Source organism: Streptomyces sp. NPDC104814, from assembly GCF_055583185.1.
The window spans coordinates 522,939-547,663 of the sequence record NZ_JBVJOL010000003.1 but is presented as its reverse complement, the minus strand read 5'-3'; the positions used below and the strand labels follow the sequence as shown (position 1 = coordinate 547,663).

Annotated in this window: 26 protein-coding genes and 2 riboswitches; of the genes, 8 read left to right on the top strand and 18 right to left on the bottom strand. The window is 71.7% G+C overall.

The window, feature by feature from the left end; translation table 11 throughout:
* The 3 genes from ACZ64A_RS15600 to ACZ64A_RS15590 form a co-directional block, all read right to left on the bottom strand.
* Positions 1–1,008 (bottom strand): methionine synthase, encoded by a 1,008-nt coding sequence (locus tag ACZ64A_RS15600; RefSeq protein ID WP_469810758.1) that lies wholly within the window; start codon positions 1,006–1,008, stop codon positions 1–3.
* 85 nt (positions 1,009–1,093) lie between these two features.
* A complete protein-coding gene (locus tag ACZ64A_RS15595; RefSeq protein ID WP_469810757.1) occupies positions 1,094–1,792 on the bottom strand; it encodes an SDR family oxidoreductase in 699 nt (232 codons plus the stop codon).
* Between the two features lie 18 nt (positions 1,793–1,810).
* Positions 1,811–2,350, bottom strand: coding sequence for an LOG family protein (locus tag ACZ64A_RS15590; protein WP_469810756.1), 540 nt, complete (start codon positions 2,348–2,350; stop codon positions 1,811–1,813).
* A gap of 51 nt (positions 2,351–2,401) precedes the next feature.
* On the opposite strand from ACZ64A_RS15590, the gene ACZ64A_RS15585 reads away from it, so the two are divergent.
* On the top strand, positions 2,402–2,725 hold the full coding sequence (locus ACZ64A_RS15585) for a DUF427 domain-containing protein (RefSeq protein WP_469810755.1): 324 nt from the start codon (positions 2,402–2,404) through the stop codon (positions 2,723–2,725).
* Positions 2,726–2,762: 37 nt separating this feature from the next.
* Positions 2,763–3,575: an alpha/beta fold hydrolase gene (locus ACZ64A_RS15580; RefSeq protein ID WP_469810754.1), complete on the top strand. Its 813-nt coding sequence runs from the start codon at positions 2,763–2,765 to the stop codon at positions 3,573–3,575.
* 193 nt (positions 3,576–3,768) lie between these two features.
* On the opposite strand, the gene mnmA is transcribed toward ACZ64A_RS15580, so the two are convergent.
* A complete protein-coding gene (mnmA, locus tag ACZ64A_RS15575; RefSeq protein ID WP_469810753.1) occupies positions 3,769–4,899 on the bottom strand; it encodes a tRNA 2-thiouridine(34) synthase MnmA in 1,131 nt (376 codons plus the stop codon).
* 60 nt (positions 4,900–4,959) lie between these two features.
* Here mnmA and ACZ64A_RS15570 point away from each other — a divergent pair, with 60 nt between their 5' ends.
* Positions 4,960–5,619: an N-acetylmuramoyl-L-alanine amidase gene (locus tag ACZ64A_RS15570; RefSeq protein WP_469810752.1), complete on the top strand. Its 660-nt coding sequence runs from the start codon at positions 4,960–4,962 to the stop codon at positions 5,617–5,619.
* Between the two features lie 287 nt (positions 5,620–5,906).
* Here ACZ64A_RS15570 and ACZ64A_RS15565 read toward each other — a convergent pair whose 3' ends face one another.
* The 3 genes from ACZ64A_RS15565 to ACZ64A_RS15555 all read right to left on the bottom strand — a co-directional run bounded on the left by ACZ64A_RS15565 (position 5,907) and on the right by ACZ64A_RS15555 (position 7,733).
* A complete protein-coding gene (locus ACZ64A_RS15565) occupies positions 5,907–7,076 on the bottom strand; it encodes a cysteine desulfurase family protein (protein ID WP_469810751.1) in 1,170 nt (389 codons plus the stop codon).
* A 148-nt stretch (positions 7,077–7,224) separates the two neighbouring features.
* Positions 7,225–7,518: a DUF4190 domain-containing protein gene (locus ACZ64A_RS15560; RefSeq protein ID WP_469810841.1), complete on the bottom strand. Its 294-nt coding sequence runs from the start codon at positions 7,516–7,518 to the stop codon at positions 7,225–7,227.
* Positions 7,519–7,565: 47 nt separating this feature from the next.
* The gene (locus ACZ64A_RS15555) at positions 7,566–7,733 is read right to left on the bottom strand and encodes a hypothetical protein (RefSeq protein ID WP_469810750.1); all 168 of its coding nucleotides are present in this window, start codon (positions 7,731–7,733) and stop codon (positions 7,566–7,568) included.
* Positions 7,734–7,865: 132 nt separating this feature from the next.
* Between ACZ64A_RS15555 and ACZ64A_RS15550 the strand changes: the two genes are divergently transcribed.
* The gene (locus ACZ64A_RS15550) at positions 7,866–8,492 is read left to right on the top strand and encodes a TetR family transcriptional regulator (protein ID WP_469810749.1); all 627 of its coding nucleotides are present in this window, start codon (positions 7,866–7,868) and stop codon (positions 8,490–8,492) included.
* Positions 8,493–8,547: 55 nt separating this feature from the next.
* Here the strand turns inward: ACZ64A_RS15550 and ACZ64A_RS15545 are convergent, their stop codons facing one another.
* Complete coding sequence (locus ACZ64A_RS15545) at positions 8,548–9,507, bottom strand: helix-turn-helix transcriptional regulator (RefSeq protein ID WP_469810747.1); 960 nt, start codon at positions 9,505–9,507, stop codon at positions 8,548–8,550.
* 101 nt (positions 9,508–9,608) lie between these two features.
* Between ACZ64A_RS15545 and ACZ64A_RS15540 the strand changes: the two genes are divergently transcribed.
* The gene (locus tag ACZ64A_RS15540) at positions 9,609–10,196 is read left to right on the top strand and encodes a TIGR03086 family metal-binding protein (RefSeq protein WP_469810746.1); all 588 of its coding nucleotides are present in this window, start codon (positions 9,609–9,611) and stop codon (positions 10,194–10,196) included.
* Here the strand turns inward: ACZ64A_RS15540 and ACZ64A_RS15535 are convergent.
* Entirely contained in the window at positions 10,183–11,043 is an 861-nt protein-coding gene (locus ACZ64A_RS15535) for a thioesterase family protein (protein WP_469810745.1), read from the bottom strand. The genes ACZ64A_RS15540 and ACZ64A_RS15535 overlap by 14 nt on opposite strands.
* Before the next feature lie 153 nt (positions 11,044–11,196).
* Between ACZ64A_RS15535 and ACZ64A_RS15530 the strand changes: the two genes are divergently transcribed.
* A complete protein-coding gene (locus ACZ64A_RS15530; protein ID WP_469810743.1) occupies positions 11,197–12,420 on the top strand; it encodes an alpha/beta hydrolase in 1,224 nt (407 codons plus the stop codon).
* A 192-nt stretch (positions 12,421–12,612) separates the two neighbouring features.
* Here ACZ64A_RS15530 and ACZ64A_RS15525 read toward each other — a convergent pair whose 3' ends face one another.
* The 9 genes from ACZ64A_RS15525 to ACZ64A_RS15485 all read right to left on the bottom strand — a co-directional run bounded on the left by ACZ64A_RS15525 (position 12,613) and on the right by ACZ64A_RS15485 (position 22,693).
* A complete protein-coding gene (locus tag ACZ64A_RS15525; protein WP_469810742.1) occupies positions 12,613–13,269 on the bottom strand; it encodes a trimeric intracellular cation channel family protein in 657 nt (218 codons plus the stop codon).
* Positions 13,270–13,332: 63 nt separating this feature from the next.
* Positions 13,333–14,883 carry an ABC transporter ATP-binding protein gene (locus ACZ64A_RS15520; protein WP_469810741.1) on the bottom strand — a complete coding sequence of 517 codons (1,551 nt, stop codon included), beginning with the start codon at positions 14,881–14,883 and terminating at the stop codon, positions 13,333–13,335.
* Positions 14,880–15,977: an ABC transporter ATP-binding protein gene (locus tag ACZ64A_RS15515; protein WP_469810739.1), complete on the bottom strand. Its 1,098-nt coding sequence runs from the start codon at positions 15,975–15,977 to the stop codon at positions 14,880–14,882. The genes ACZ64A_RS15520 and ACZ64A_RS15515 overlap by 4 nt, the downstream gene beginning before the upstream one ends.
* Positions 15,974–16,972 carry an ABC transporter permease gene (locus ACZ64A_RS15510; protein ID WP_469810738.1) on the bottom strand — a complete coding sequence of 333 codons (999 nt, stop codon included), beginning with the start codon at positions 16,970–16,972 and terminating at the stop codon, positions 15,974–15,976. The genes ACZ64A_RS15515 and ACZ64A_RS15510 overlap by 4 nt, the downstream gene beginning before the upstream one ends.
* A 110-nt stretch (positions 16,973–17,082) precedes the next feature.
* Entirely contained in the window at positions 17,083–18,873 is a 1,791-nt protein-coding gene (locus tag ACZ64A_RS15505) for an ABC transporter substrate-binding protein (RefSeq protein WP_469810737.1), read from the bottom strand.
* 73 nt (positions 18,874–18,946) lie between these two features.
* Positions 18,947–19,954, bottom strand: coding sequence for an ABC transporter permease (locus tag ACZ64A_RS15500; RefSeq protein ID WP_469810736.1), 1,008 nt, complete (start codon positions 19,952–19,954; stop codon positions 18,947–18,949).
* 319 nt (positions 19,955–20,273) lie between these two features.
* A complete protein-coding gene (locus ACZ64A_RS15495) occupies positions 20,274–21,074 on the bottom strand; it encodes an enhanced serine sensitivity protein SseB C-terminal domain-containing protein (protein ID WP_469810735.1) in 801 nt (266 codons plus the stop codon).
* A gap of 101 nt (positions 21,075–21,175) precedes the next feature.
* A complete protein-coding gene (locus ACZ64A_RS15490) occupies positions 21,176–21,970 on the bottom strand; it encodes an enhanced serine sensitivity protein SseB (RefSeq protein ID WP_469810734.1) in 795 nt (264 codons plus the stop codon).
* A gap of 57 nt (positions 21,971–22,027) precedes the next feature.
* Positions 22,028–22,693 (bottom strand): AAA family ATPase, encoded by a 666-nt coding sequence (locus tag ACZ64A_RS15485; RefSeq protein ID WP_469810733.1) that lies wholly within the window; start codon positions 22,691–22,693, stop codon positions 22,028–22,030.
* Positions 22,694–22,863: 170 nt separating this feature from the next.
* A riboswitch (glycine riboswitch) is annotated at positions 22,864–22,959 on the top strand.
* A riboswitch (glycine riboswitch) is annotated at positions 22,960–23,068 on the top strand.
* Positions 23,069–23,108: 40 nt separating this feature from the next.
* Here ACZ64A_RS15485 and gcvT point away from each other — a divergent pair.
* Positions 23,109–24,227 carry a glycine cleavage system aminomethyltransferase GcvT gene (gene gcvT, locus ACZ64A_RS15480; RefSeq protein ID WP_469810731.1) on the top strand — a complete coding sequence of 373 codons (1,119 nt, stop codon included), beginning with the start codon at positions 23,109–23,111 and terminating at the stop codon, positions 24,225–24,227.
* 109 nt (positions 24,228–24,336) lie between these two features.
* The gene (gcvH, locus tag ACZ64A_RS15475) at positions 24,337–24,714 is read left to right on the top strand and encodes a glycine cleavage system protein GcvH (RefSeq protein WP_469810730.1); all 378 of its coding nucleotides are present in this window, start codon (positions 24,337–24,339) and stop codon (positions 24,712–24,714) included.
* Positions 24,715–24,725 lie beyond the last annotated feature (11 nt).

Genomic DNA, 24,725 nt, shown 5'->3' with positions numbered 1-24,725 from the left:
TTACTCTGGGTTGTCCGCGAGGGATCTCGCCGCCCGGACGCAGTGGGCGAGCGCCTGGCGCGCGTACGCCGGGGAGGCGCCCGCGAGCCCGCACGCCGGCGTCACCGTGACCGCCTGAGCGAGCAGTCCCGGGTGCAGGCCCAGCCTGCGCCACAGCGTCCTGACACCCATGACGCTACCGGCAGGGTCTGACAACGGGCCGTCCGTGCCCGGCACGACACCGGCGAACAGCCGGGTGCCGCCTTCGACGGCCTCGCCGATCACGTCGTCGTCACGTTCGGTGAGCAGGGAGAGGTCGAAGGAGACGGCTGCCGCGCCGGCCCGGCGCAGCAGGGCGAAGGGCACGTCGGGGGCGCAGGAGTGGACGACGACGGGGCCGCCGGTGTGCACGGCGACGGTGTCCCGCAGGGCGGCCTCGACGACCTGACGGTCGACGGCGCGGTGGGTGCGGTAGCCGCTGGCCGTTCGCACCTGTCCGCGCAGGACCGCGGTGAGGGACGGCTCGTCGAGCTGGAGGACGAGCTGCGCGCCGGGGACGCGCCGCTGGACCTCGGCGAGGTGGAGGCGCACCCCCTCGGCGAGGGAGGCGGCGAGGTCGCGGCAGGCGCCCGGGTCGGACAGAGCGGCCTCGCCGTTCCTCAGCTCCAGGCTCGCGGCGAGCGTCCACGGCCCGACCGCCTGCACCTTCAGCGGTCCGGTGTAGCCCTGCGTGAACTCTTCCAGCGCGTCGAGGTCCTCACCGAGCCAGGACCGGGCCCGCTTGGTGTCGCGGCCCGGCCGGTCGCCGAGCCGCCAGCCGCTGGGCTCCACGCGCGCGTACATCTCGACGAGCATCCCTGCGGTGCGGCCGATCATGTCCGCGCCGGGGCCGCGGGCGGGCAGCTCCGGCAGAAACGGGAAGTCCTCGAAGGAGCCGGTGACGGTCTTTGCGGCCTCCCGGGCGTCACCTCCGGGCATCGACCCGACCCCGGTGGCGCCCCCGAACCTGAACTGGCTGTTTTCGCTCACGCCTGAAGCCTACGTAAGCGTCACCGGGGGTCCGTCCCCGCCCGGAGCGCCGGTGGCCCGCCGCCCCGCGCCGGCCCGGCGTGGATCAGCGCCCCGGCCGCACCGTCAGGTCGTTGACCTCGGCGTCCTCGGGCAGGTCGACGGCCATGAGGATCGCCGTGGCGACCGACTCGGGGTCGATCCAGCGGGACGGGTCGTACTCCTTGCCCTCCTGCTGGTGGACCTTGGCCTGCATGGGGCTGGCCGTGCGGCCGGGATAGACGGAGGTGACGCGGACACCGCTCGCGTGCTCCTCCTGGCGCAGGGAGTCGGCGAGGGCCTTGAGGCCGTGCTTGGAAGCGGCGTACGCCCCCCACTCGGCGTGCGCGTTCAGGCCGGCGCCGGAGTTGACGAACACCACGTGACCGCGGGCGACGCGCAGCTGGGGCAGCAGCAGACGGGTCAGCTCGGCGGGCGCGATCAGGTTGACGTTGAGCTGGTGGCGCCAGGACTTCGGGGTGAGGTCGCCGACCCGGCCGAGGTCGACGACGCCCGCGATGTGCAGCAGCGAGTCCACGCGGTCCGGCAGCGACTGGTGGGACAGCGCCCAGGAGAGCTTGTCGGGGTCCGCGAGGTCGCCGACCAGGGTCCGCGCGCCGGGGAAGGCGGCGGCCAGCTCCTTCGCGCGGCCCGCGTCGCGCGCGTGCAGCACGAGGTCGTCCCCGCGCGCGTGCAGACGGCGGGCGACGGCGGCGCCGATGCCGGAACCGGCTCCGGTGATCACATGTGTAGCCATGCCCGCCATGCTCGCATCACCGCCGGCTCAGGCGATGCCCTGGCTCTCCTCCAGGTAGGCCAGCGCGCCCACCGGCTCCTCGGCGAAGAACACCAGCTCGGTGAGCGGGCGGGGCAGGAAGCCCTCGTCGTCCATGCGGCGGAACTGCTCCTTGAGGCCGTCGTAGAAGCCGGCGGTGTTCAGCAGCACCACCGGCTTGTCGGTGTGGCCGTGCTTCTTCAGCTCCAGGATCTCGGTGGCCTCGTCGAGCGTGCCCGTGCCGCCCACCATGATCACCACGGCGTCGGCCTTCTCCAGCAGCAGCCTCTTGCGCTCGGCGAGGTCCTTGGCGATCACCATGTCGTCGACGCCCGGCCGCACCTTGGCCGCCAGGAAGTCCACGGAGACCCCGCACAGCCGTCCGCCGGCCTCCTGCACGCCGTCCGCGACGACCTTCATCAGGCCGACGTCCGAGCCGCCCCACACGAGCGTGTGGCCGCCCTTGCCGAGCAGCTCGGCGAACTCGCGCGCGGGACGGGTGTAGCGGTCGTCGAGGTCGGCGGCGGAGAGGAAGACACAGATACGCATGGAGTCACCGTACGCGGGAAGAACCGGCGCCCGGAAAACGCTGTTCCCGACATGACCCGAGGACACACCATCACAGTCGAGCAGAGCGACCGGCACGTGCGCGTGGTGCACGACGGTCAGGTCCTGGCCGAGAGCGACCGTCCGCTCGTCCTGCACGAGACCGGCTGTCCGCCGCGGTACTACCTGCCCGCCGAGGACGTCCGGCTCGAGCTGCTCACCCCGTCCGACACGCACACCCACTGCCCGTTCAAGGGCACGGCGTCCTACTGGTCGCGGCCCGGCGCCCCCGACCTGGTGTGGTCCTACCCGGACCCGAAACCGGACGTGGCGCAGATCAAGAACCACCTCTGCTTCTACGAGGTGGAAGTGTCGTGACCGCTGAGCCGCGTCATCTGCGGCAGTCTGCTCTGCCATGGACAAGCAGGAGAAGCAGGACGGTCACAGCAGGCTGACGGTGGTGTCGCGGGACGGCACCCGCATCGCCGGTGCGCGCCACGGCGACGGTCCGCCGGTGATCCTGGTGAGCGGCGCGATGTCCACCGGGGGCACGCTGGCCCCGCTGGCCGAGCGGCTCGCCGGGCAGTGCACGGCCGTGGTGTACGACCGCCGGGGCCGCGGCGAGAGCGGTGACACGGCGCCGTACGCGGTGGAGCGGGAGGTCGAGGACCTGGCCGCGCTGATCGACGCGGTGGGCGGCGAGGCGGCCCTGTTCGGCGTCTCCTCGGGCGGCGCGCTGGTGCTCGAGGCGGCGGCGAGCGGGCTGCCGGTCCGCCGCGCGGGCGTCTACGAGGTGCCCTACGCGGACTTCCTGACGGGCGGCGCCGAGCGGCACGCGACCTATGTGCAGAACCTGACCGCGGCGCTCGCCGAGGACCGGCGCGGGGACGCGGTGGAGCTGTTCCTGCGCCTGACCGGGCTCGGCGAGGAGGTGATCCGGGGCGCGCGCCAGTCCCCCATGTGGGCCGGCATGGAGGCGGTGGCGCCCAGCCTGGCGTACGACGCGGCGGTGATGGGCGACGGACTGCTGCCCCGCGAGCGGGTCGCCGCGCTCTCCGTGCCGCTGCTGGTGGTGGCCGGCGGGGCGAGCCCGGCGTGGATGCTGGACGCGAACCGGGCGGTCGCCGAGGCGGCGCCGCACAGCGACCACCGCGTTCTCGAGGGCCAGACCCACATGGTGGAACCGGACGTCCTGGGCCCGGTGCTGACGGAGGCCCTCTGCGGGTGAGCCGCACCGGGACCTTGGGCCGGTGCGGCGGGCCCGGCCCGCTGCCGGTGGGCGGCCGCCCGGATCGTCAGCCGGTCGGGCGCGCTCGGACCGTGCGCGGGCAGGGGCCCTCGGGCCTTGTGCGGGCGCGGCGCGCTCGGGCCTCATGCCCGTGGGGCGCGCCCGGATCGTCCGCCGGTCGGGCGCGCTCTGCTCAGGCCACGCTCGCCGTCGCGCGGACGGTCGTCGCGATCGTCGCCGAGCCCACCACGCGGGTGCCGTCGTACAGGACGATCGCCTGGCCGGGGGCGACGCCGCGGACTGGCTCGGCGAAGGTCACGCGCAGCTCACCGTCGGTCAGCTCCGCGGTGACCTCGGTCTCGTCGCCGTGGGCGCGCAGCTGGGCGGTGTAGCTGCCGGGGCCCGCCGGGGCCGTTCCGCACCAGCGGGGCTTGATCGCGGTCAGGGCGGTGACGTCCAGGGCGGCGGCCGGGCCGACGGTGACGGTGTTGGTCACCGGGGAGATGTCGAGGACGTAGCGCGGCTTGCCGTCGGGGGCCGGGGTGCCGATGCGCAGGCCCTTGCGCTGGCCGATGGTGAAGCCGTACGCGCCCTCGTGCGTGCCGACGCGGTTGCCGGCCTCGTCGACGATGTCGCCCTCCGCCTTGCCGAGGCGCCGGGCGAGGAAGCCCTGGGTGTCGCCGTCGGCGATGAAGCAGATGTCGTGCGAGTCGGGCTTCTTGGCGACGGCGAGCCCGCGCCGCTCGGCCTCCGCACGGATCTCCTCCTTGGTGGTGACCGTGTCACCGAGGGGGAACATGGCGTGCGCGAGCTGCTGCTCGTCCAGCACACCGAGGACGTAGGACTGGTCCTTGGCCATGTCGGAGGCGCGGTGCAGCTCGCGGGAGCCGTCCTCGCGCTCGATCACCTTGGCGTAGTGGCCGGTGCAGACCGCGTCGAAGCCGAGGGCGAGCGCCTTGTCGAGCAGCGCCGCGAACTTGATCTTCTCGTTGCAGCGCAGGCACGGGTTCGGGGTGCGGCCGGCCTCGTACTCGGCGACGAAGTCCTCGACGACGTCCTCGCGGAAGCGGTCGGCGAGGTCCCACACGTAGAACGGGATGCCGATGACGTCCGCGGCGCGGCGGGCGTCCCGGGAGTCCTCGATGGTGCAACAGCCCCGCGCGCCCGTGCGGAAGGACTGGGGGTTCGCGGAGAGCGCGAGATGGACGCCGGTCACGTCGTGGCCCGCCTCGGCGGCGCGGGCCGCGGCGACGGCGGAGTCGACGCCGCCCGACATGGCGGCGAGGACGCGGAGGGGGCGGGAGCGCTGCGGGGTGTCAGTCATAGCCCTTCCAGGGTACGGGGACGCGGGAACCGGGACCGCCGGATATGCGTTGACGACCACATGGGGGATGCGAAGAGCGATGCGGACCGGCGGATCGGGCGCCGCGCCCTGCTGCTCGGCGGTGCGGCGGCCGCCGCGGGCACGGCCGTGCTGGCCCGGGACGAGCTGGCGCATCTGTGGTGGCGGCTGCCCGGCGTGGAGAAGGAGCGAGTGGCGGGCGCGGTCGACTTCCGGGGCGCGCTGTGGGTGGCGGCGTCGACGGCGAACTACCGCCGGGCCGACCGGCCCGACGACTACCCGGTCGACCGGGTGGTCGTCCATGTCACGCAGGGCAGTTACCGCAGTGCGGTGAAGGTGTTCCAGGACCCGGGTCACAAGGCGGCGGCGCACTACATCGTCCGCCGGGACGGGCGTGTGACGCAGATGATCCGTGAGCTGGACGTGGCCTTCCACGCGGGCAACCGGGAGTACAACGAGCGCAGTGTCGGCATCGAGCACGAGGGGTTCGTGGACCGGCCCGGCGACTTCACGGCGGCGATGTACGCGGCCTCGGCGCGGCTCACGGCCGGGATCTGCCGGCGGTACGGCATACCGGTGGACCGGGAGCACATCATCGGCCATGTCGAGGTGCCGGGCACGGACCACACCGACCCGGGACCGCACTGGGACTGGGACCGCTATCTGAACCTGGTGCGGCGGGCCCTGACGGCACCGGCGTGAGGCAAAAATCAAGGTTTGGCCCCTTCCATCACCGTAGGCGCGTTCTATCCTGATTACAGGCCTACGAGGCGAGTGAGGGAGTTCGACCGGAGTAGCCGACTTGAGCGAGAAGCCCCGGCTTCCGCTGAGGCCGACGTCGACGGTCGGGCTGAGAGGCCGGACGGTGCAGTTCACGGCCGGAAGGCGACCCCCAGTACCTGATCCGGACCATGCCGGCGAAGGGAACCCGCTTCGTAGGTCCCTTGTCGTGCCCAGGGGTGCGGCCCCCGTGCGCCCCGAGGCCGCGGCTACGTCAGCCCCGCCGCGCGGGCCCGCTCCACCGCCGGCCCGATGGCCTTGGCGAGTGCCTCGACGTCGGCCTCGGTGGAGGTGTGGCCGAGGGAGAAGCGCAGGGTGCCGCGGGCCAGGTCCGGGTCGGCGCCGGTGGCGAGCAGGACATGGCTGGGCTGGGCGACGCCCGCGGTGCAGGCGGAGCCGGTGGAGCACTCGATGCCCTGGGCGTCCAGCAGGAGCAGCAGGGAGTCGCCTTCGCAGCCGGGGAAGGTGAAGTGCGCGTTGGCGGGCAGCCGGCCCTCGGGGGCGGGGTCGCCGCCGAGGATCGCGTCCGGCACGGCGGCACGGACGGCGTCGATGAGCTGGTCGCGCAGGGCGCCGATCTCACGGGCGAACCACTCGCGCTGTTCGGCGGCGAGACGGCCGGCGACGGCGAAGGCGGCGATCGCGGGGACGTCGAGGGTGCCGGAGCGGACGTGGCGTTCCTGGCCGCCGCCGTGCAGGACGGGTACGGGGGTGTACTCACGGCCGAGAAGCAGCGCGCCGATGCCGTAGGGTCCGCCGATCTTGTGGCCGGAGACGGTCATCGCGGCGAGGCCGGAGGCGGCGAAGTCGACGGGCACCTGACCGAAGGCCTGGACCGCGTCGGAGTGCAGCGGGACGCCGAACTCGGCGGCCACGTCGGCGAGTTCACGGACCGGCTGCAGCGTGCCGATCTCGTTGTTCGCCCACATGACGGTGGCCAGCGCGACGTCGCCGGGATCGCGGGCGATCGCCTTGCGCAGGGCGTCGGGGTGGACCCGGCCGTACCGGTCCACGGGGAGGTACTCGACGGTGGCGCCCTCGTGCTCGCCGAGCCAGTGGACGGCGTCCAGGACGGCGTGGTGCTCGACGGGGCTGGCGAGGACCCGGGTGCGGGCCGGGTCGGCGGCGCGGCGGGACCAGTACAGGCCCTTGACCGCGAGGTTGTCGGCCTCGGTGCCGCCGGAGGTGAGGACCACCTCGCTGGGACGGGCGCCGAGCGCTTCGGCGAGGCTCTCGCGGGCCTCCTCGACGGTGCGGCGTGCCCTGCGGCCGGATGCGTGGAGGGACGAGGCGTTGCCGGTGACGCCCAGCTGGGCGGTCAGGGCCTCTGCCGCCTCCGGGAGCATCGGCGTGGTCGCCGCGTGGTCGAGGTAAGCCATGGTGTGCCGATTCTACGGGGCACGTGCGGGCGGCCTCGGCTCCAGGGCGGCCGAAGTGCCTTACGCCTGCCCGCGGCGGCAGGACCGGCCGTACTCGCAGGCGTACTTGTATCCGTCCCCGGCTGCGGGGCGCGGGCGGCACCCGCTGTCAGAAGCTCCAGGACACCGAGTGGTCCGCCTGCATGAACGCGAAGAGGAGGACCAGGTCGGCCACGCCCAGCGCCAGGCCCAGGTACGCGCGGCCGCGGCGGGCCGTGCCGCGCCACAGGGCGACCAGGGCCAGCGCGATGGAGATCGGGCCGAGGAAGAGGTTGAGGACGAGCAGGCCCAGCAGGCCCAGGATGAACGAGGCGACGGCCATGCCGTCGGTGTCGCGGATTCCGGTGCGGCGAGTGCCGCTCGTGCGGTCGGTGCGGCGGTCGGCCGGTGCGGTCAGTTGCATGAGGGTCGTCTCCCGACGGTCGAGGTCGTGGTGGGACGTGCGGACGGTCACGGGGCCGGCGTGCCGCGCCGGCGGGCGTGGCGCTCGCGGACGGCGAAGACGGCCAGCCAGACGGCGATGACGACGGCCGCGATCGCCGTGAAGGACAGCGGCGCGTGGGCCACGGTGCCCATGACGACACCGAGCAGCAGAAGTGCGGCGACGAGGAAGAGCATGGGATGAAGCCCCCTCCGAGATGCTCTCGTGAAGTTTCGGTGAACGGTTGTAGTAACACTTGTTCACTGACTACCCAGTCTAGCGCGCTCGACGGCTTTTCAATTCCGGAGAACAGTTGTTAACTGCATGGCATGAGTCACACCCTCGGCGTCCGGCAGGCCCAGAAACTCAAGACCCGCCAAGCCCTCCTGGACGCGGCGCTCGGCCTGCTGGAGGGGCAGAGCCTGAGCAGCCTGGGCCTGCGCGAGGTCACCCGCGCGGTCGGCGTCGCCCCGACCGCCTTCTATCGCCACTTCCGCTCCATCGAGGATCTGGGCGTGGCGCTGGTCGAGGAGGCGCTGGGCAGCCTGCACCCGATGATCAGGACGACGGTGTCCACGGCGGGCGACCACGGGGAACGCATCACGCGCGCCGTGGAACTGATCGCCCGTCATGTGGACGCGTACCCCGCACACGTCCGTTTCATCGCCCGGGAACGGCATGGCGGGGTGCAGCCGGTGCGGGAGGCGATCCGCGAGCAGCTGGCCCGGTTCGGCGACGAGGTGAAGGCCGAGCTGGCCAAGGACCCGGTCTCCGCGGGCTGGAGCGAGGACGACCTGCTGATGCTCGCCACGCTCTACGTCGACCAGATGCTCATCACCGCCTCGCTCTTCCTGGAGTCCCTGGAGGCACCGCAGGCGGAGCGGGAGCGGGTCACCCAGGTGGCGACCCGTCAGATGCGGCTGATCAGCATCGGCCGCCGCCACTGGCTCGACTGAGCCGCCTCACCCGGGCACGTACGGCCGCCGCCACCGCCTCGACCGGGCCGCCTCGTCAGGGCGCGTACAGCTCCGTGACGGACGCGGCCGCGCGGGCCAGCTCCTCGCGCACCTCGGGCGGGGAGAGCACCTCGACGCGGTCGGAGAACGCGAGCAGTTGGCGGGCCTCGGCGACGACGCCGTACGACAGGCGGGCCGTCACCCAGTCGCCGGGCCCGTCGTCCTCGGGGAGCCCGACGAGCGTGGACGCCATCATGCGCTGGAACATGTCGAGCCGGTCGCGCCTGACCCGGACCACCACCTCGAGAGCGCCGGGCCGCTCCTCGACCTGACGGCGCAGCACCTCCCAGGCGTCGGCGAGTTCGACACCGGGCCGGCGCCGCACCGCTTCGCCGAGCAGCCTCGCCGAGCGCACCCGGTCGGCGCGGAAGAGCCGCGGCCGGCCGCGGCGGTCCGCGACGAGGTACCAGACGCCCGCCTTGGAGACCAGGCCGTAGGGGTCGACGGTGTAGGTGCGTGGCTCGCGCTCGCCGCTGTGCCGGTAGCGCAGCCTGAGGCGGCGGTCGGCGAAGACGGCGTCCTGCAGCACGTCCAGGTCGACGGCCTGCCGGGGTCCGCCGCGCCAGCGGGTCGCGTCGACCAGGATGCGGCGGCTGGTCACCTCCGCGGCCGGGCGGTACGGGGCGGGCAGCGCCGCCATCACCTTGCGCAGGGCCGAACCCAGCGCGGCGTCCAGCCCCAGCGCGGCGTGCGCGCCCTCGGCGGCCAGGATGAACAGGGCCCGGGACTCGTCCGCGGTCAGACCCGTGACGTCCGTGCGGAATCCGGCCAGGAGCCGGATGCCGCCGTGCCGGCCGCGTTCGGCGTAGACGGGGACGCCGGAGGCGGACAGGGCCTCGATGTCGCGGTAGATGGTGCGCACCGACACCTCCAGCCGCTCGGCGAGTTCGTGCGCGGGCAGACGGCCGCGGGTCTGCAACAGCAGCAGGATCGACAGCAGGCGGTCGGACTTCACGGGCTCAGCATCGCGCCCCCGGAAAGCCCGCAGCAAATGCTGACGGAAACTGTCAGGTTATGGGCCGAAGCTCGGCGTACCGACCGAGAGAGAGGTACCCGATGAACGTCATCGACCCGCGCCCCGTCTACGTCCGCGCCACCGAGCAGGCCGCCGCCCTGATCCGGACCGTCCGGCCCGGGCAGCTGGACGGCCCCACCCCGTGCACCGCGTTCGACGTACGGCGGCTGCTGAGCCACATGGTCGGCGGCACCCTGCGGATCGCGGTGGTCGGCGAGGGCGGCGACGGTATGGCCGTGCAGCCGTTCGCACAGGGTGTGGAGGACACCGGCTGGCCCGAGGCGTACGACGAGGTGCGCACCCGGGTGCTGAAGGCGTGGGAGTCCGACGAGCGGCTGACCGCGCCGGTGCGGGTCCCGTGGGGCGACGTGCCGGGGTGGCAGGCGCTCTCGGGCTATGTGATGGAGATCGTCACCCACACCTGGGACCTGTCCGAGGCGCTCGGCCACCCGCTCCCCCTCGACGCCGAACCGGCCGCGTTCGCGCTGGCCACGGCCGAACGCGTGCTGCCCGCGACGCCCCGCGGCGGCGACACGCCGTTCGAGGAGGTGCGGCCCGCCTCCGAGGACGCCGGCGTCTACGACAGGCTCGCCGCCTGGCTGGGCCGGGAACCCCTCAGCCGAGCCTGACCCGGGCCAGCTGCCGGGACTGGGCGACCAGCCGGTCGGCGCTGTCCCAGACCTCGGCGTCCTCCTCCAGGAAGCCGCCGGCGAGGTTGCGGGTGGTGATGGCCACGCGCAGCGGGCCGGCGGCGGGGTGGGCGCGGACGTGCACGGTCAGCTCGACGGTGGGCACCCAGCCCTTCAGCCCCATCTCGAAGGCGGTGGGCGGCAGCGCGTCCACGGCGAGGAGCAGGGAGAGCGGGTCGGCGTCGCGTCCGTCGGCGAGGCCGAACCAGGCCCGCATCTCGCCCTTGCCGGAGGGCTGCCCGAGCGCCCAGCCCAGGGTGGCCGGGTCGAGCTTGATCATCAGCCGGTCGGTGATGGCGGAGCTGCCGGGGATGGGGGCGGGGCCGTCCTGCGGGCCGAAGCACTGCTCCATCGGCGGGATGGCGGGCGGCTTCGCGGTGGTGCGCACGTCGTCGGGCAGCTGTGCGAGGTCGCCGTAGGAGGCGAGGACGCGGATCCGCTCGACCTCGCGGCCCTCGTCGTCGTACTGGAAGAGCGACGCCTGGCCGGTGGAGAGGGTGCGGCCGGTGCGGACGATGTCGGTGCGGATCACGGCCGGCCCCGGCTGGGAGGCGGTGAGGTAGTGCGCCGAGACGGTGAACGGGTCCGTGTGCGGCAGGGTGTCGGCCAGGGCGCGGCCGAGGACGGCCAGCAGGTAGCCGCCGTTGACGGCGTTGATGATCGTCCAGCCGGCCGAGAGGTCGATGTCGTGGACACCGGGGGCGCGGCGGGTGACGGCGGTGTCGCGATCGAACTCGCTGTCACCGATCACGGCCCGGCGGGCCGCTGCGGAAGCTGCTTCTGGCATGCCATGAACGGTACAACAGGTAACTACTAAGCGGTAGCTTTTCTGCTCTGCGAGCCCGCCCGCACCGCCGCCCAGGTGAGGCTTCGGCAATTAAACGGTAAGTGTCCGTATCGCTCCGTAAACCTTGTGGGCGTTATCGCCCTCTCTAGGGATATGAGCCTCACCGGGACTCCGTTCCTCTACCTCTTGATCGTGCTGGCCGTCGTGGCCGTGCTCGTTCCTCTGGTCCTGTGGTCACGGCTGCGCGGACCGAAGGCCCTGCGCGCCGCGGCCCGGCTGCTGATGCTGTTGTTCGCCCAGGGCACCGCCGTCGCCCTGGTGTTCGTCCTGGTCAACAATTCCAACAATCTGTACGACAACTGGGACGACCTGCTCGGCACCGGCGACCACGTCCACCAGGCCGCCGACCTCGGCGCGAACGGCACGGGCAACATCTCGCTGGACAAGCTGCCCAAGGTCAAGCAGCAGTTCAGCCCGGCGACGGGGCCCGGCATGCGCGCCGCCGGCGGCGTGCAGGTCACCCAGCTCAAGGGGCAGGTGTCCGGCGTGGACGCGGAGGTCTACGTCTGGCTGCCGCCGCAGTACCACCTGCCCGGCTGGCGGCACTACAAGTTCCCCGTCGTCGAGGTGCTGCCGGGCTACCCCGGCTCGGCGAAGGCCTGGTTCGGGTCGATGAAGGCCCACGAGCAGCTGCTGCCGCTGATGCAGTCCGGTGAGGTCGCGCCGTTCATCCTGGTCGCGCCGCGCACCAACCTGCTGGCCGGCGTGGACACCGGCTGCGCCAACATCCCCGGCACGGTCAACGCCGACACCTGGCTGAGCGTCGACGTGCCGAAGATGGTCATGGACAACTTCCGCACCCAGCCCGCACCGGGCGGCTGGGCGGTCGCCGGCTACTCCGCCGGGGCGCACTGCGCGGCCAAGCTCGCCGTCGCCCACCCCGACCGCTACCGGGCGGCCGTGAGCCTGTCCGGGTACAACGACCCGATCGGCGAGAGCAACTCCCTCGCCGCGCAGACGCCCGCGCTGCGCGCCGCGAACAACCCGTACATGCTGCTGCGCAAGGCCAAGGTGCCGCCGCAGATCGCGCTCTACCTGTCGGGCCAGCCGCGTGACGGTTACGAGGCCGCGATGGCCCTGAAGCAGGCGGCCAAGGCGCCCACCACCGTCCACGTGGTCTATCTGCCGCGCACGGCGGGCGGGCACACGATGGCCCTGTGGAAGCCGCAGGTGGACACGATCTTCCGCTGGCTGTCGGTGCAGATGGGCAAGCACGGGGTCAAGGACCCCACCGCCACCGCTCCCCCGGCCACGCGGAAGGCGGGTTCCACCCGCGCCGAGCTGGCCAGCGGGGCGCCGGCGGGGCGCAAGCAGTGACCTGAGCCTGAGCTCCGGCGGTTCTGATGTCGAGCGGATCGTTTCGCCGAGGGGTACCGATGTCTTCTTGGGCGGGCCGGGTCGTCTTTCGGGTGCGGGTGCGTCGGGGCCGGTCGCGCAGTTCCCCGCGCCCCTGGGTGGGGTGCGGCGCCGTCGGTCGTTGAGGTGCCGTGGGCTCGGTGGACCCCGGGTCTACTCCTCTCGTACCGTCGAGCGGCGGTTCCAGGCTCGGGGGGCTCGCCAGTGGAACCGCATCGCCAGCAGCCGCAGGACGAAGGCCGTCAGCGCGGCGAGGCCGCTGGCCAGCGGGGTGAGGGCGTCGTAGCGGATGCACAGGGCGACCATGGCGGAGCCGACGATCGCCGGGACCGCGTACAGGTCGCGGTCCCAGCGCAGCAGCGACGGCACCTCATTGGCGAGGACGTCGCGCAGGACACCGCCGCCGACCGCGGTCGCGAGGCCCAGGGTGGCCGACGCGGTCAGGCCGAGCCCGTAGGCGTACGCCTTCGTCGTCCCGGCGACGCAGAACAGCCCGAGACCGGCGGCGTCGAAGACGAGCACCGCCGACTGGATCCGCTCGACGTGCGGATGCAGGAAGAAGACCACCAGGGTGGCGAGCAGCGGGGTGAGGAAGTAGCCGAGGTCCGTGAAGGCGGCCGGCGGTACCGCCCCGATGATCAGGTCCCGGAACAGCCCGCCGCCCAGCGCGGTGACCTCGGCGAGGACAGCGATGCCGAAGACGTCGAAGTTCTTGCGCACGGCCAGCAGCGCGCCGGAGATGGCGAAGACGAAGATGCCGACCAGGTCGAGCGTGTGCTGGACGGAGGGGCTGAAGAGCTGGGGGATCACCCGAACATTCTGACGTCTCGGGGGGCGTGCACCTGGCAAAGCCAGGCCACGCCCCCCGAGCGACTACTTGTCCGACTTCCCGGTCGCGTCGTCCCGCCCGTCGGCGGCCGAGGCTTCGGCGTCGCCGCCCGCGGCGGTCTCCGACCCACCGGCCTCCGACCCACCGGCCTCCGACCCACCGGCGTCCGGCGCGGCGGCGGTCGCGGTGCCGGGAGCAGGCGCCGGCTCGGCCTCCGAGGCGGCCTCAGCCGCCGTGTCCGACGCGGCCCCGGAGTCGGCCTCCGGCGCAGCCTCGGGCTCGACGGCCGGCGCTGCCTCGGGCGCGGCCCCCGACTCGACGGCCGGCGCGGCCTCAGCCGCCGTGTCCGGCGCGGCGGGCGTGGCTGCGTCGGCAGGGGTCTCGTCGCGGGGCGTGGGGCCGTTCGACGCGACCTCCGCCGCCACCGCCGCCGAGGTCTCCGCCGACTCCGCGAGGACCTCGTCGGCCACCAGCTCCGCCGCCTCCTTGGCGATGGTCAGCAGGACCGTGTCCTGCGGCTGCTGGTCCTCGAAGTTCTCCGGGTGGTGGCAGGCCACCCGCTGTCCCGGTCGCAGCTCGGCCAGCGGCGGCTCGGTCGTCGCACAGATCTGCGTCGCCTTCCAGCACCGCGTGTGGAAGCGGCAGCCGCTCGGCGGCGAGATCGGCGAGGGCACGTCGCCCTTGAGCAGGATGCGCTCGCTCTTGGCGTTCTTGCGCCGCGGGTCCGGGATCGGCACCGCCGACATCAGGGCCTTGGTGTACGGGTGCATCGGCGACCGGTACAGCTGGTCGCGGTCGGCCAGCTCCACGATCTTGCCGAGGTACATCACCGCGATCCGGTCCGAGACGTGCCGGACGACCGACAGGTCGTGCGCGATGATCACGTACGTCAGGCCGAGCTCCTCCTGGAGGTCGTCCAGCAGGTTCACCACCTGGGCCTGGATCGACACGTCCAGCGCGGACACCGGCTCGTCGGCGACCACGAGCTTGGGGCTGAGCGCGAGCGCGCGGGCGATGCCGATGCGCTGGCGCTGACCGCCGGAGAACTCGTGCGGGTAGCGGTTGTAGTGCTCGGGGTTGAGCCCGACCACCGACAGCAGCCGCTGCACCTCCTTCTTGATGCCGCCCTCGGGCGTGACGCCCTGGAGCTTGAAGGGGGCGCCGACGATCGTGCCGATGGTGTGGCGCGGGTTCAGCGACGAGTACGGGTCCTGGAAGATCATCTGCACGTCGCGGCGCATCGGGCGCATGCCCGACACTCCGAGGTGCGTGATGTCCTTGCCCTCGAACTCGACCGTGCCGCCGGTCGGTTCGAGCAGCCGGGTGATCAGCCGGCCCATGGTCGACTTGCCGCAGCCCGACTCGCCGACGACGCCGAGGGTTTCGCCGCGGCGCACCTCGAAGTCGATGCCGTCGACCGCGTGGACCGCGCCGACCTGCCGCTGGAAGAGGCCCTTCTTGATCGGGAAGTGCTTCTGCAGCCCGGTCACCTTCAGCAGGACGTCCCCGTGCCCGGCGTCCTCGGTGAGGGTGGCCGCGCCGGCCGACTGCGTCTTCGGCGGGGTCGCCGCCGTGTCCTTGGAGTTCTCGCTCACAGCTTCGGCGCAATCTCTTCGGTCCAGATACGCTCCCGCTGCTCCGCGCTCATGTGGCAGGCGGCCCAGTGCCGGCTGCCGACCTCGGCCAGCTCGGGGCGGACCGTGCGGGTGACGTTGTCCTTGGGGACGTCGGCGTACGGGCAGCGCGGGTTGAAGGCGCAGCCGGACGGGATGTTGATGAGGGAGGGCGGGGAGCCCTTCACCGGGATCAGGCGCTCCTGCTGCTCGCGGTCCAGCCGCGGCATCGAGCCGAGCAGACCCCAGGTGTAGGGGTGGCGGGGCTCGTAGAAGACCTGCTCGGCGGGTCCGCGCTCGACGCAGCGGCCGCCGTACATCACCAGGATGTCGTCGGCCAGTTCGGCGACGACGCCCAGGTCGTGGGTGATGATGATGACCGCGGAGCCGAACTCCTTCTGCAGATCGCGGATCAGGTCCAGGATCTGCGCCTGGACCGTCACGTCCAGTGCGGTGGTCGGCTCGTCCGCGATGAGCAGCTCGGGGTTGTTGACCAGCGACATGGCGATCATCGCGCGCTGGCGCATACCGCCGGAGAACTCGTGCGGGTAGCTGTCGACGCGCTTGTCGGGCTGCGGGATGCCGACCCGGTCGAGCATCTCCACCGCGCGCTTGCGGGCGGTCTTCTTGTCGACGTCGTGGTGGACCCGGTAGGCCTCGACGATCTGCTGACCGATCGTGAAGTACGGGTGCAGCGCGGACAGCGGGTCCTGGAAGATCATCGCCATCTGCCGGCCGCGCAGCTTGCGCACGTGGTCGGGGTCGGCGGAGAGCAGTTCGGTGCCGTCCAGCCAGATCTCGCCGGATATCTGCGCCTTGCGCTTGCCGTACTGGCCGGCGGTGTGCAGGCCCATGATGCCGAGCGAGGTCACCGACTTGCCGGAGCCCGACTCGCCCACGATGCCGAGGGTCTTGCCCTTCTCCAGCTGGAAGGTGAGCCCGTCGACGGACTTGACCAGGCCGTCGTCGGTCGGGAAGTGCACCTTCAGGTCGCGCACTTCGAGGAAGGCGGACGGCGGCGCCGAGGCGGGGGTGGGCTCGCCCACGGCCGCCCCGGTCTTGCTCAGTTCGGTCATGCGAGCCTCACTCGGGGGTCGATCACGGCGTACAGGACGTCCACCACGAGGTTGGCGAGGAGCACCGCGAGAGAAGTGATCAGGGTGACGCCGAGGATGATGGGGAGATCCTGGTTCTTGATGGCGTCGAGCACGGCGCGGCCGAGACCGGGCAGGTTGAACGTGGACTCGGTCAGAATGGCTCCGCCGATGAGGGCGCCGAGGTCCATGCCGAGCATGGTCAGGAGCGGGGTCATCGTGGAGCGCATGGCGTGCTTGCCGATGACCTTCTGTTCCTTCAGGCCCTTCGCGCGTGCCGTGCGGATGTAGTCCTCGCCGAGGATCTCCAGCATGGTGGCGCGCGTGATGCGGGCGTACATCGCCGCGTACAGGAAGGCGAGGGTGGCCCAGGGCAGGATCATGCTCTCGAACCAGCGGGCCGGGTTGTCGGCGAGGGGCACGTACTGCGAGTTGACCCAGTGCAGCCCGATGTCGAAGACCGCGATGCTGAGCAGACCGGTGAAGTAGATCGGGAGGGAGACACCCGACAGGGCGACGACCATCGCGCCGCGGTCCCAGACGCTGCCCCGCTTGAGGGCGGAGAGGACACCGGCCGCGACACCGAAGATCAGCCACAGCACGGCCGCGCCGAGCGCGAGTCCCAGGGTCACCGGGAAACGGTCGGTCAGCACCGGCCAGACGGCCTGCTCGCTCTTGAACGAGTAGCCGAAGCACGGCGCGGCGCAGTGGACGACGTCGCCGCCGCCCGAGTAGGTGCGGCCGGCGATGATGCCCTTGAAGAACTCCCAGACCTGGAGGTAGACCGGGTCACCGAGACCGAGCTTCTCCCGCACGCCCTCCACGGCCGCCGGGTCGGCCTGCTTGCCCACGAAGCTCAGGGCGATGTCGACGCCCGCCCACTTCGGGATCAGGAAGAAGATGCAGAACACGGCCAGGATGATGACCACGAGCATCACGATGGCGGCGAAGAACCGCCTGATGAGGTAAGCGAGCACAGCTTACGGCCCGCCGCGGGACCGCGGGCCCCGGAGGTCGTCCGGGGGCCCGCGGTCACGCCGCGCCGGCCTTCACCTGCCTTTCGTGCCGTACGGCGGGTGTGCCGGGTTTACTTCGAGTTCTTCAGACCGAGGTTGACGAAGTCGTACATACCGCTGTAGCCGTCGGTCGTGTAGACGTTCGCCAGGTTGTCGCTGCGCCAGTTGATGAACTTCTCGAAGACGAAGGGCAGGTAGTAGCCGCCCTCCATCACCTTGTGGTTGATCTCCGTGGCGATCTTGGTCTTGCCGGCGTCGTCCAGCGTGTTCACGTAGCTGTCGAACAGCCCGTCGATCGTCTTGTCCTTGATCAGGGCGTAGTTGTTGTTACCGCTCTGCTGGATGTACTTGCTGTCCCACAGCGGCAGACCGAACCCCTGCACGGACGGGAAGTCCGGGCCCCAGCCCATGATGATGATGCCGTAGCCCTTCTTCTGCACGTTCGAGGGGCTGCCGATGATGCCGGTGGTCTGCGAGCCGTCGTACTGGTCGATGTCGACGTTGATGCCGACCTTCTTCAGCGACGCCTGCAGGGACTGGGCGGTGGCCACCTCGACCGGCTTGTTGTTGCGCACGGCGATGGTGGTCTTGAAGCCGTTGGGCTGGCCGCAGGCCTTCAGCTCTTCCTTGGCCTTGGCGGCGTTGCCGCTCTTGTTGGCGCCGGCGAGCTGGTACGGGTCGTACTTCTGGCCCTCGCCACCCGCGACGGACGGCGGGAGCATGTTGGTGCCGATGTCACCGCCGGCCAGCGGGCCGCCGCGCGCGGTCTGCAGGGAGACGTGGTCGGCGCCGTAGATGACGGCGAGGCGGCAGTGGATGTTGTCGAACGGCTTCACGCTCTGCGGGAAGACCGCGTAGCGGATGTAACCGGACGTCGGGTTGTCCAGGTTGGCCTTGTGCTGCCGCAGGGCGGTCTGGCGGCCCTGCGGCGACATGCCGGTCTGGTTGATGTCGAGGTCCAGGTCGCCGTTGATCAGGCGCTGGTCCAGCTCGTTGGCGTTGGAGAAGAAGGTGACCGTGATCTTGTCCGGGTACGCCTTGCGGACCGGGTCCGAGGCCTGCTTCCAGTTGGTGTTGCGGACGAGGGTGAGGTCCTTGCCCGGGTTGTACGACTGGAACTTGTACGGGCCCGAGGAGAACGGCTTCAGACCGTACTTGGACTTGGTGTCCATGTCCTGGCGGACCGGGGAGGCCGAGGTGAGGGCCAGCATCTCCTCGAAGTCCGAGTTGGCCTTCGGCAGGTGGAAGACGATGGTCTTGTCGTCCGGCGTGTCGATCGCCTTCAGGCCCAGGTGGTCCGCGGAGGTGTCCTTGTAGGGGCCCTTGTACTCGTTCTTCGGGTCGAGCACGTCCTTCAGGTAGGTCGGGCCGCCGGAGAGGACGTCCTGCGCCCAGATGCGCTCGATGCCGTACTTGAGGTCCTTGGAGGTGATCGGCTTGCCGTCCTCCCAGGTGCTCCCGTCGCGCAGCGTGTACGTGTAGGTCTTGCCGCCGTCGGTGACCTTGGCGAGACCGGTGGCGAGGTCCGGGGTGAGGGTGGCGCCTTCCTTGCCCGGGGCCGGCTTGTTCGTGACGAGCTGGCGGCTGTAGTAGCGGGAGAAGTTCCACATGAAGCCGTAGTAGCCGCGCGTGGTGTCCCACGAGTCGGCGTCCTGGGCGGCGCCGAACCTCAGCGTGCCGCCCTTCTTGGCCAGCGAGGCCTGGGCGACCTTGTTGTTGGCGGCGTCGAAGCCGGCGGCACCGGACTTCGAGCCCCCGTCGTCGCTGCCGCCGCCGCACGCCGCCGTGGTCAGCAGCCCGGCGACCACGAAGGCGGCGGCCATGGCCTGCTTGTGCCGCCCTGAGGTGCGTTGCGTAGTCACGATCTCGGATCCTCCGGTTTTGATGAGAGACCCCGTGCCAGGTGCTGCCACGGGTCGCTTGGGGTACGGCACTTCAGCGGGAGCCCTTGGGGTCGAGCGCGTCGCGCACGCCGTCGCCGAAGAGGTTGAAGGCAAGAACGGTGATGAAGATCGCCACGCCGGGCACCACCATGTACATGGGGTCCGAGTCGTAGTAGTCGATCGCGCTCGAGAGCATCTGGCCCCAGGAGGCCGTGGGCGGCTTGACGCCCACGCCCAGGAAGCTGAGTGCCGCCTCGGTGAGGATGTTGGTGGGGATCATCATCGTCGTGTAGACGATGATCGGCGCCACGAGATTGGGCAGCAGTTCCTTGAAGAGGATGTACAGCCGGCCGGCGCCCAGGGACCGGGCGGCCTCCACGTACTCGCGCTCACGCATCGAGAGTGTCTGGCCGCGCACCACGCGTCCGATGTAGGGCCAGCCGAAGAAGCCGATGACCACGACCATCATGAACACGCGCACGCCGGTGCCGGACAGGCCCAGCATGTTGTTCGGCATGACCGAGACCAGCGCGATGGTGAACAGCAGCTGCGGGAAGGCGAGCAGGCCGTCCATCACCCGGCTGACCAGGGAGTCGACCCAGCCGCCGAAGAAGCCGGCCAGGATGCCGAGGACCGTGCCGAGGACGACGGCGACGACCGCGGACAGGAAGCCGACCAGCAGGGAGATCTGCGCGCCGTAGAGGATGCGGGCGAAGATGTCGCGGCCGTTGACCGGCTCGACGCCCAGCCAGTGCTCCCCGCTCATGCCGCCGAGCGACCCCCTGGGGGTGCCGAACAGCGGGTCGATCAGGTTCTCGTGATAGTCGTTCGGGTCCTGTCCCACCGCGCCGGTGATCACCGGGGCGAGCAGGGCGACGACGATAAGGAGCAGCACGACGACGCCGCCCGTGAGGGCGAGCTTGTCCCGCTTCAGGCGCTCCCAGGCGATCCGTCCCAGGGACCGGCCCTGGACGGCCTTGGCGCCGGTGGTCGCAACCGCCGCTTCCTCGGCCGCGCTCGGGGCCGCTTCCGCGGTCGGCTCGTGCAATGGTGCCGTCATCTGGCAGGGACCCCTCTCAACCGGCGGTAGCCGGCCCGCACTTGCCGCTGTGGCGGCATGGTCAGTCCGTCGTACGAAGTCGTACACAGGGGCGACTGGGCCCCTTGGAGCGGGAGTCTTCAACGCATTGGCGAGCAGTTGCCAGACTTGGTGAGGAAAGGATGCGTAAACGTGATGCGGTCTGGGGACTTCCGTTATCCGGACAGCGGGTGGCGCGGGCCGGACGGGGACCAGTGGGGGCGATTCGGGCAGGCCGGGATCATCTGCCGCGATCTACGCGCGCAGAAGGGTGCCGGGGCGCGGTGAACCGCGCGGGGGATCAGTACCGGCCGGGGGCGGGCGGGTAGCCGTAACCGGACGCCGGCGCCTGGGGCGCGGCGGCCGCGTGCGCCTCACGGTCGTAGAACGGGCGCGCGTTGGCGCGCATCCAGAGCACGACCGGGTCGTGGTCGTCGCTCATCGCGACGGTCGACACCGGCAGCCCGTCCGGCACCGCGCCGAGGGACTGCTGCATCATCGCGCGTACGGCGTCGACCGCGGCCGGCGAGGTGTCGTAGACGTCCAGGCCGATGGCGAGGTACGGCGCGCCGAGCGCGGGCTGCACCCACGCGCGGCGCAGGGCGCGCAGCGGCGGGGTGCGGTGCGCGTTCTGCGCGAGCAGGGCGTAGAACTGCGGGATCTCGATGGCCGGTTCCGTCAGCCGCAGCGGGCCGGCCGGCTGGCGGTCCAGGCCGGTGGCGATGCGGCGCAGGTCGAGCCAGGGGATGCCGAGGCCGCCGCCGGGGGCGTGCGGATTGAGCCACAGGCCGTGGTGGTCGGGGTAGAGCGCGCGGGCCACCTCGAGGCCGTCGGCCACCTCGTACGAGCGGTTCCAGCCGCTGGCGCTCAGCTCCTGGGCGGAGGTGACGCAGGGCGCGTAGCCGTGGCCGTCGACCTCCATCGTGCCGTACTGGGCGTCCGGGGAACCGGCCTGGCCGTGCCACAGCAGCATCCAGACCTGGCCGGTGGCGGGGGTGGCGAGTGCGCGCAGCAGCGCCTCGTAGGCGTCGTACCGCCCGGGCGTCACCTGGCGCAGCATGTGCTCGACCTGGCCGGTCGCGGCCGTGCCGCTCGCGCTCACTTCGAATCGCCCTTTCGTACAACACCCTCGACCGAGCTATGAAACCAGGTTAAGTGGCGCCTGGGGAGGACCGGGGAGAACGGTGCGTGGCCCCGGGCGGGTCAGCCGCCCCTCGTGTAGAAGGGCCGCACCTTGTCCCTGAGCCAGATCGCCACCGGGTCGTCGCCCGCGAGGTCCAGCAGGATGAGGTTCACCGGCCACGGGGCCGGGGTGGTGCCGAGGGCCCGGCCCAGGGCGTCGAGGGGGGCGTTGCGCAGGTCGCCTTCCCATTGGGAGAGTTCGACGCCGACGAACATGACCGGGTCGGCCGTCTCGATCACGGCGAGGCAGCGGCGGGCCGTCAGGACGGTGCCGGTCGCCTCGAACTCGGCGGAGGCGGTGGCGAGGAAGCCGACGGGGTCGTCCTGCCAGTCCGGCTCGTACAGGCGGACCCGGCCGCCGCTCGCGGGGCCGTCCAGCGGGGTGCGGCCGGCCCGGCACACCTCGGCCACCGCCTGGGGCGGCAGCGGTATGCCGACCAGGCCGCCCGGGTTCACCGCGATGCCGACCTGCGCCGGCAGCCCGCGCGCGAACTCCACTGCGGGCGCGACGGTGTACGACATGTGGGCGCCGGCGACCTGGCGGAACTGCTCCTCGGAGCTGAAGACGGGGACGTAGGCCTGGCCGGCGATCTCGGTGGTGGGCAGGTCGAGGGGGCCGCTGTGCGGGCCGCCGCCGTGGGGAAGGGGGATCCACAGGAAGCTGCGGCCGAGCACCTCCACGATCCGGCCGCCGGCTCCCGGGACGCCGAGGGAGGCCGACAGCACCTCCTCCAGCTCGTTGCCGGGCCATCCGCCGTGGGGATGGGGGTGCGTCTGCGCCGGGAAGTCCGCCGGAAGGTCGGCAGGGAAGTCCATCTCTCCACCATCTGCTTCGAACCGCTGCTGTGGCTGAAAGGCTAACCGCACGGCGGTTCAGCCGGTGAAGGCGATCCGCCGCAGGGCGTTCGCCGCGTCCCGGTCGAGGAGGACCGCCGCGTCGCAGCCGGCCGGCAGGTCGCCGCGCTCGACGGCGGACAGCAGACGGGCCGTGGCGCGGCGATGGCGGTGGAAGGCGTACCGGGAGACGCCGCGGCCGCGTGCGCGCTGGCCGGTCAGGGCGGTGTCCGGGTCGGTGTCGAGCAGCAGCAGGTGCAGGGTGCCGCCGCGGCGGCGGGCCGTGCGCGCCAGCCAGCCGCGCACCCAGGACTGTGTGCCGCAGTCGTGCACGACGACGCCCTCGCCGCTCGCCAGGGCGCGGCGCAGGGCGGCGTAGTGGGCGAGGCGGACCAGCGGGCGGTAGAGCGCGTAGGGCAGCAGGCGGGACAGGCGGGCGTCGTAGCGGTCGCGGGTGTCCTGGGAGTCGACGCGCAGGCCCGGTACCGCGCGGCGCATCAGGGTGGACTTGCCGCTGCCGGGCAGTCCGGTGACGACGACCAGGTCGCACGGGCCGAAGAGCAGGGCGTGCGGGCTGCGGCCGGCCCGCTCGCGCAGGTCCCGCACCACCGGGCCGGTCCGTGTCTCCAGGGCGGGCGCCGCCGGCTGCGAGGGCAGCGTGAGGCCCGGGGTCGTCGCGTACGCCGTGATCCTGTCCACCGTCATCGTCCTCCCCTGGCGTTCAGGTGATGACCTGCCCAACGCAGGTAAAGAGAAGGTAATGCGGATCGCCTCCCGGTTTCGTGTACGTACCGCCACAACCCGGTTACAGATGCGGCCTGCCGTCTTCGGGCGAGGCGTGCAATGATGAGCCCGCCAACTGCATACCGGCCGTTTGAATCCGCGCGGGAGAGTTCCCAGCCCAAGGCTGGGGCGCCGAAGGAGCAAGTCCCTCCCTTGAATCTCTCAGGCCCCGTTACCGCGCGGGCGAGGCACATCTGAAAAGCGGGCCGTCCACGTCGGCGGCCCCACCCAAGGTGCAAGCCAGGACCGTGAGCGGTCATGGCGAACCTCTCAGGTTCCGATGACAGATGGGGAGGAACTTCCTCGCCCTGTCCTTCCCCTGGGAGACGACCGACCGATGAGCAGTACCGAACTCCGTCTCACCGCGCTCGATGCCGTGCATCGCTCGCTCGGCGCAACCATGACCGACTTCGCCGGCTGGGACATGCCGCTGCGCTACGGCTCCGAGCGCGACGAGCACAACGCCGTACGCACGAAGGCCGGGCTCTTCGACCTCTCCCACATGGGCGAGATCACCGTCACCGGCCCGCAGGCCGCCGCCCTCCTCGACCACGCCCTGGTCGGCAACATCGGCGCGGTCAAGACCGGCCGCGCCCGCTACACCATGATCTGCCAGGCCGACGGCGGCATCCTGGACGACCTGATCGTCTACCGGCTCGCCGAGACCGAGTACATGGTCGTCGCCAACGCCTCCAACGCCCAGGTCGTGCTCGACGCCCTCACCGAGCGCGCCGCCGGCTTCGACGCCGAGGTGCGCGACGACCGCGACGCGTACGCGCTGCTCGCGGTGCAGGGCCCCGAGTCCCCCGGCATCCTCGCAAGCCTGACCGACGCCGACCTCGACGGCCTGAAGTACTACGCCGGCCTGCCCGGCACCGTCGCCGGCGTCCCGGCGCTCATCGCCCGCACCGGCTACACCGGCGAGGACGGCTTCGAGCTGTTCGTGAAGCCGGAGCACGCCGTCGAGCTGTGGCAGGCGCTGACCAAGGCCGGCGAGGGCCTGGGCCTGGTCCCGTGCGGTCTGTCCTGCCGGGACACGCTGCGCCTGGAGGCGGGCATGCCGCTGTACGGGCACGAGCTGACCGCCGAGCTGACCCCCTTCGACGCCGGGCTCGGCCGGGTGGTCAAGTTCGACAAGGAGGGCGACTTCGTCGGGCGCGAGGCGCTCGCCGCGGCCGCCGAGCGCGCCGAGTCCAGCCCGCCGCGCGTCCTGGTCGGCCTGGTCGCCGAGGGCCGCCGCGTCCCGCGCGCCGGGTTCCAGGTCGTCGCGGACGGCAAGGTCATCGGCGAGGTGACCTCGGGCGCCCCCTCTCCCACGCTGGGCAAGCCGATCGCCATGGCCTACGTGGACGCGGCGCACGCGGCGCCGGGCACGCCGGGTGTCGGCGTCGACATCCGCGGTACGCATGAGCCGTACACGGTCGTGGCGCTGCCGTTCTACAAGCGGCAGAAGTGACACTGGCGTAAGCCCTCCGACGTGACATGGGGCACATCGCCCCTGGTCACGCGCGTCTTCGCAGTCCCCCATTCATCAGCACAGACCCGCGTACAGGAGAATTCAGGCCATGAGCAACCCCCAGCAGCTGCGCTACAGCAAGGAGCACGAGTGGCTGTCGGGCGCCGAGGACGGCGTCTCGACGGTCGGCATCACGGAGCACGCGGCCAACGCGCTCGGTGACGTCGTGTTCGTCCAGCTCCCGGAGGTCGGCGACACGGTCACCGCGGGCGAGTCCTGCGGCGAGCTGGAGTCGACCAAGTCCGTCTCGGAGCTGTACTCCCCCGTCAACGGTGAGATCACCGAGGTCAACGAGGACGTCGTCAACGACCCGTCGCTGGTGAACTCGGCCCCCTTCGAGGGCGGCTGGCTGTTCAAGGTGCGCGTCACGGGCGAGCCGGACGACCTGCTCTCCGCCGCCGAGTACGACGCCTTCACCAACGGCTGAGAGGTCGCAGG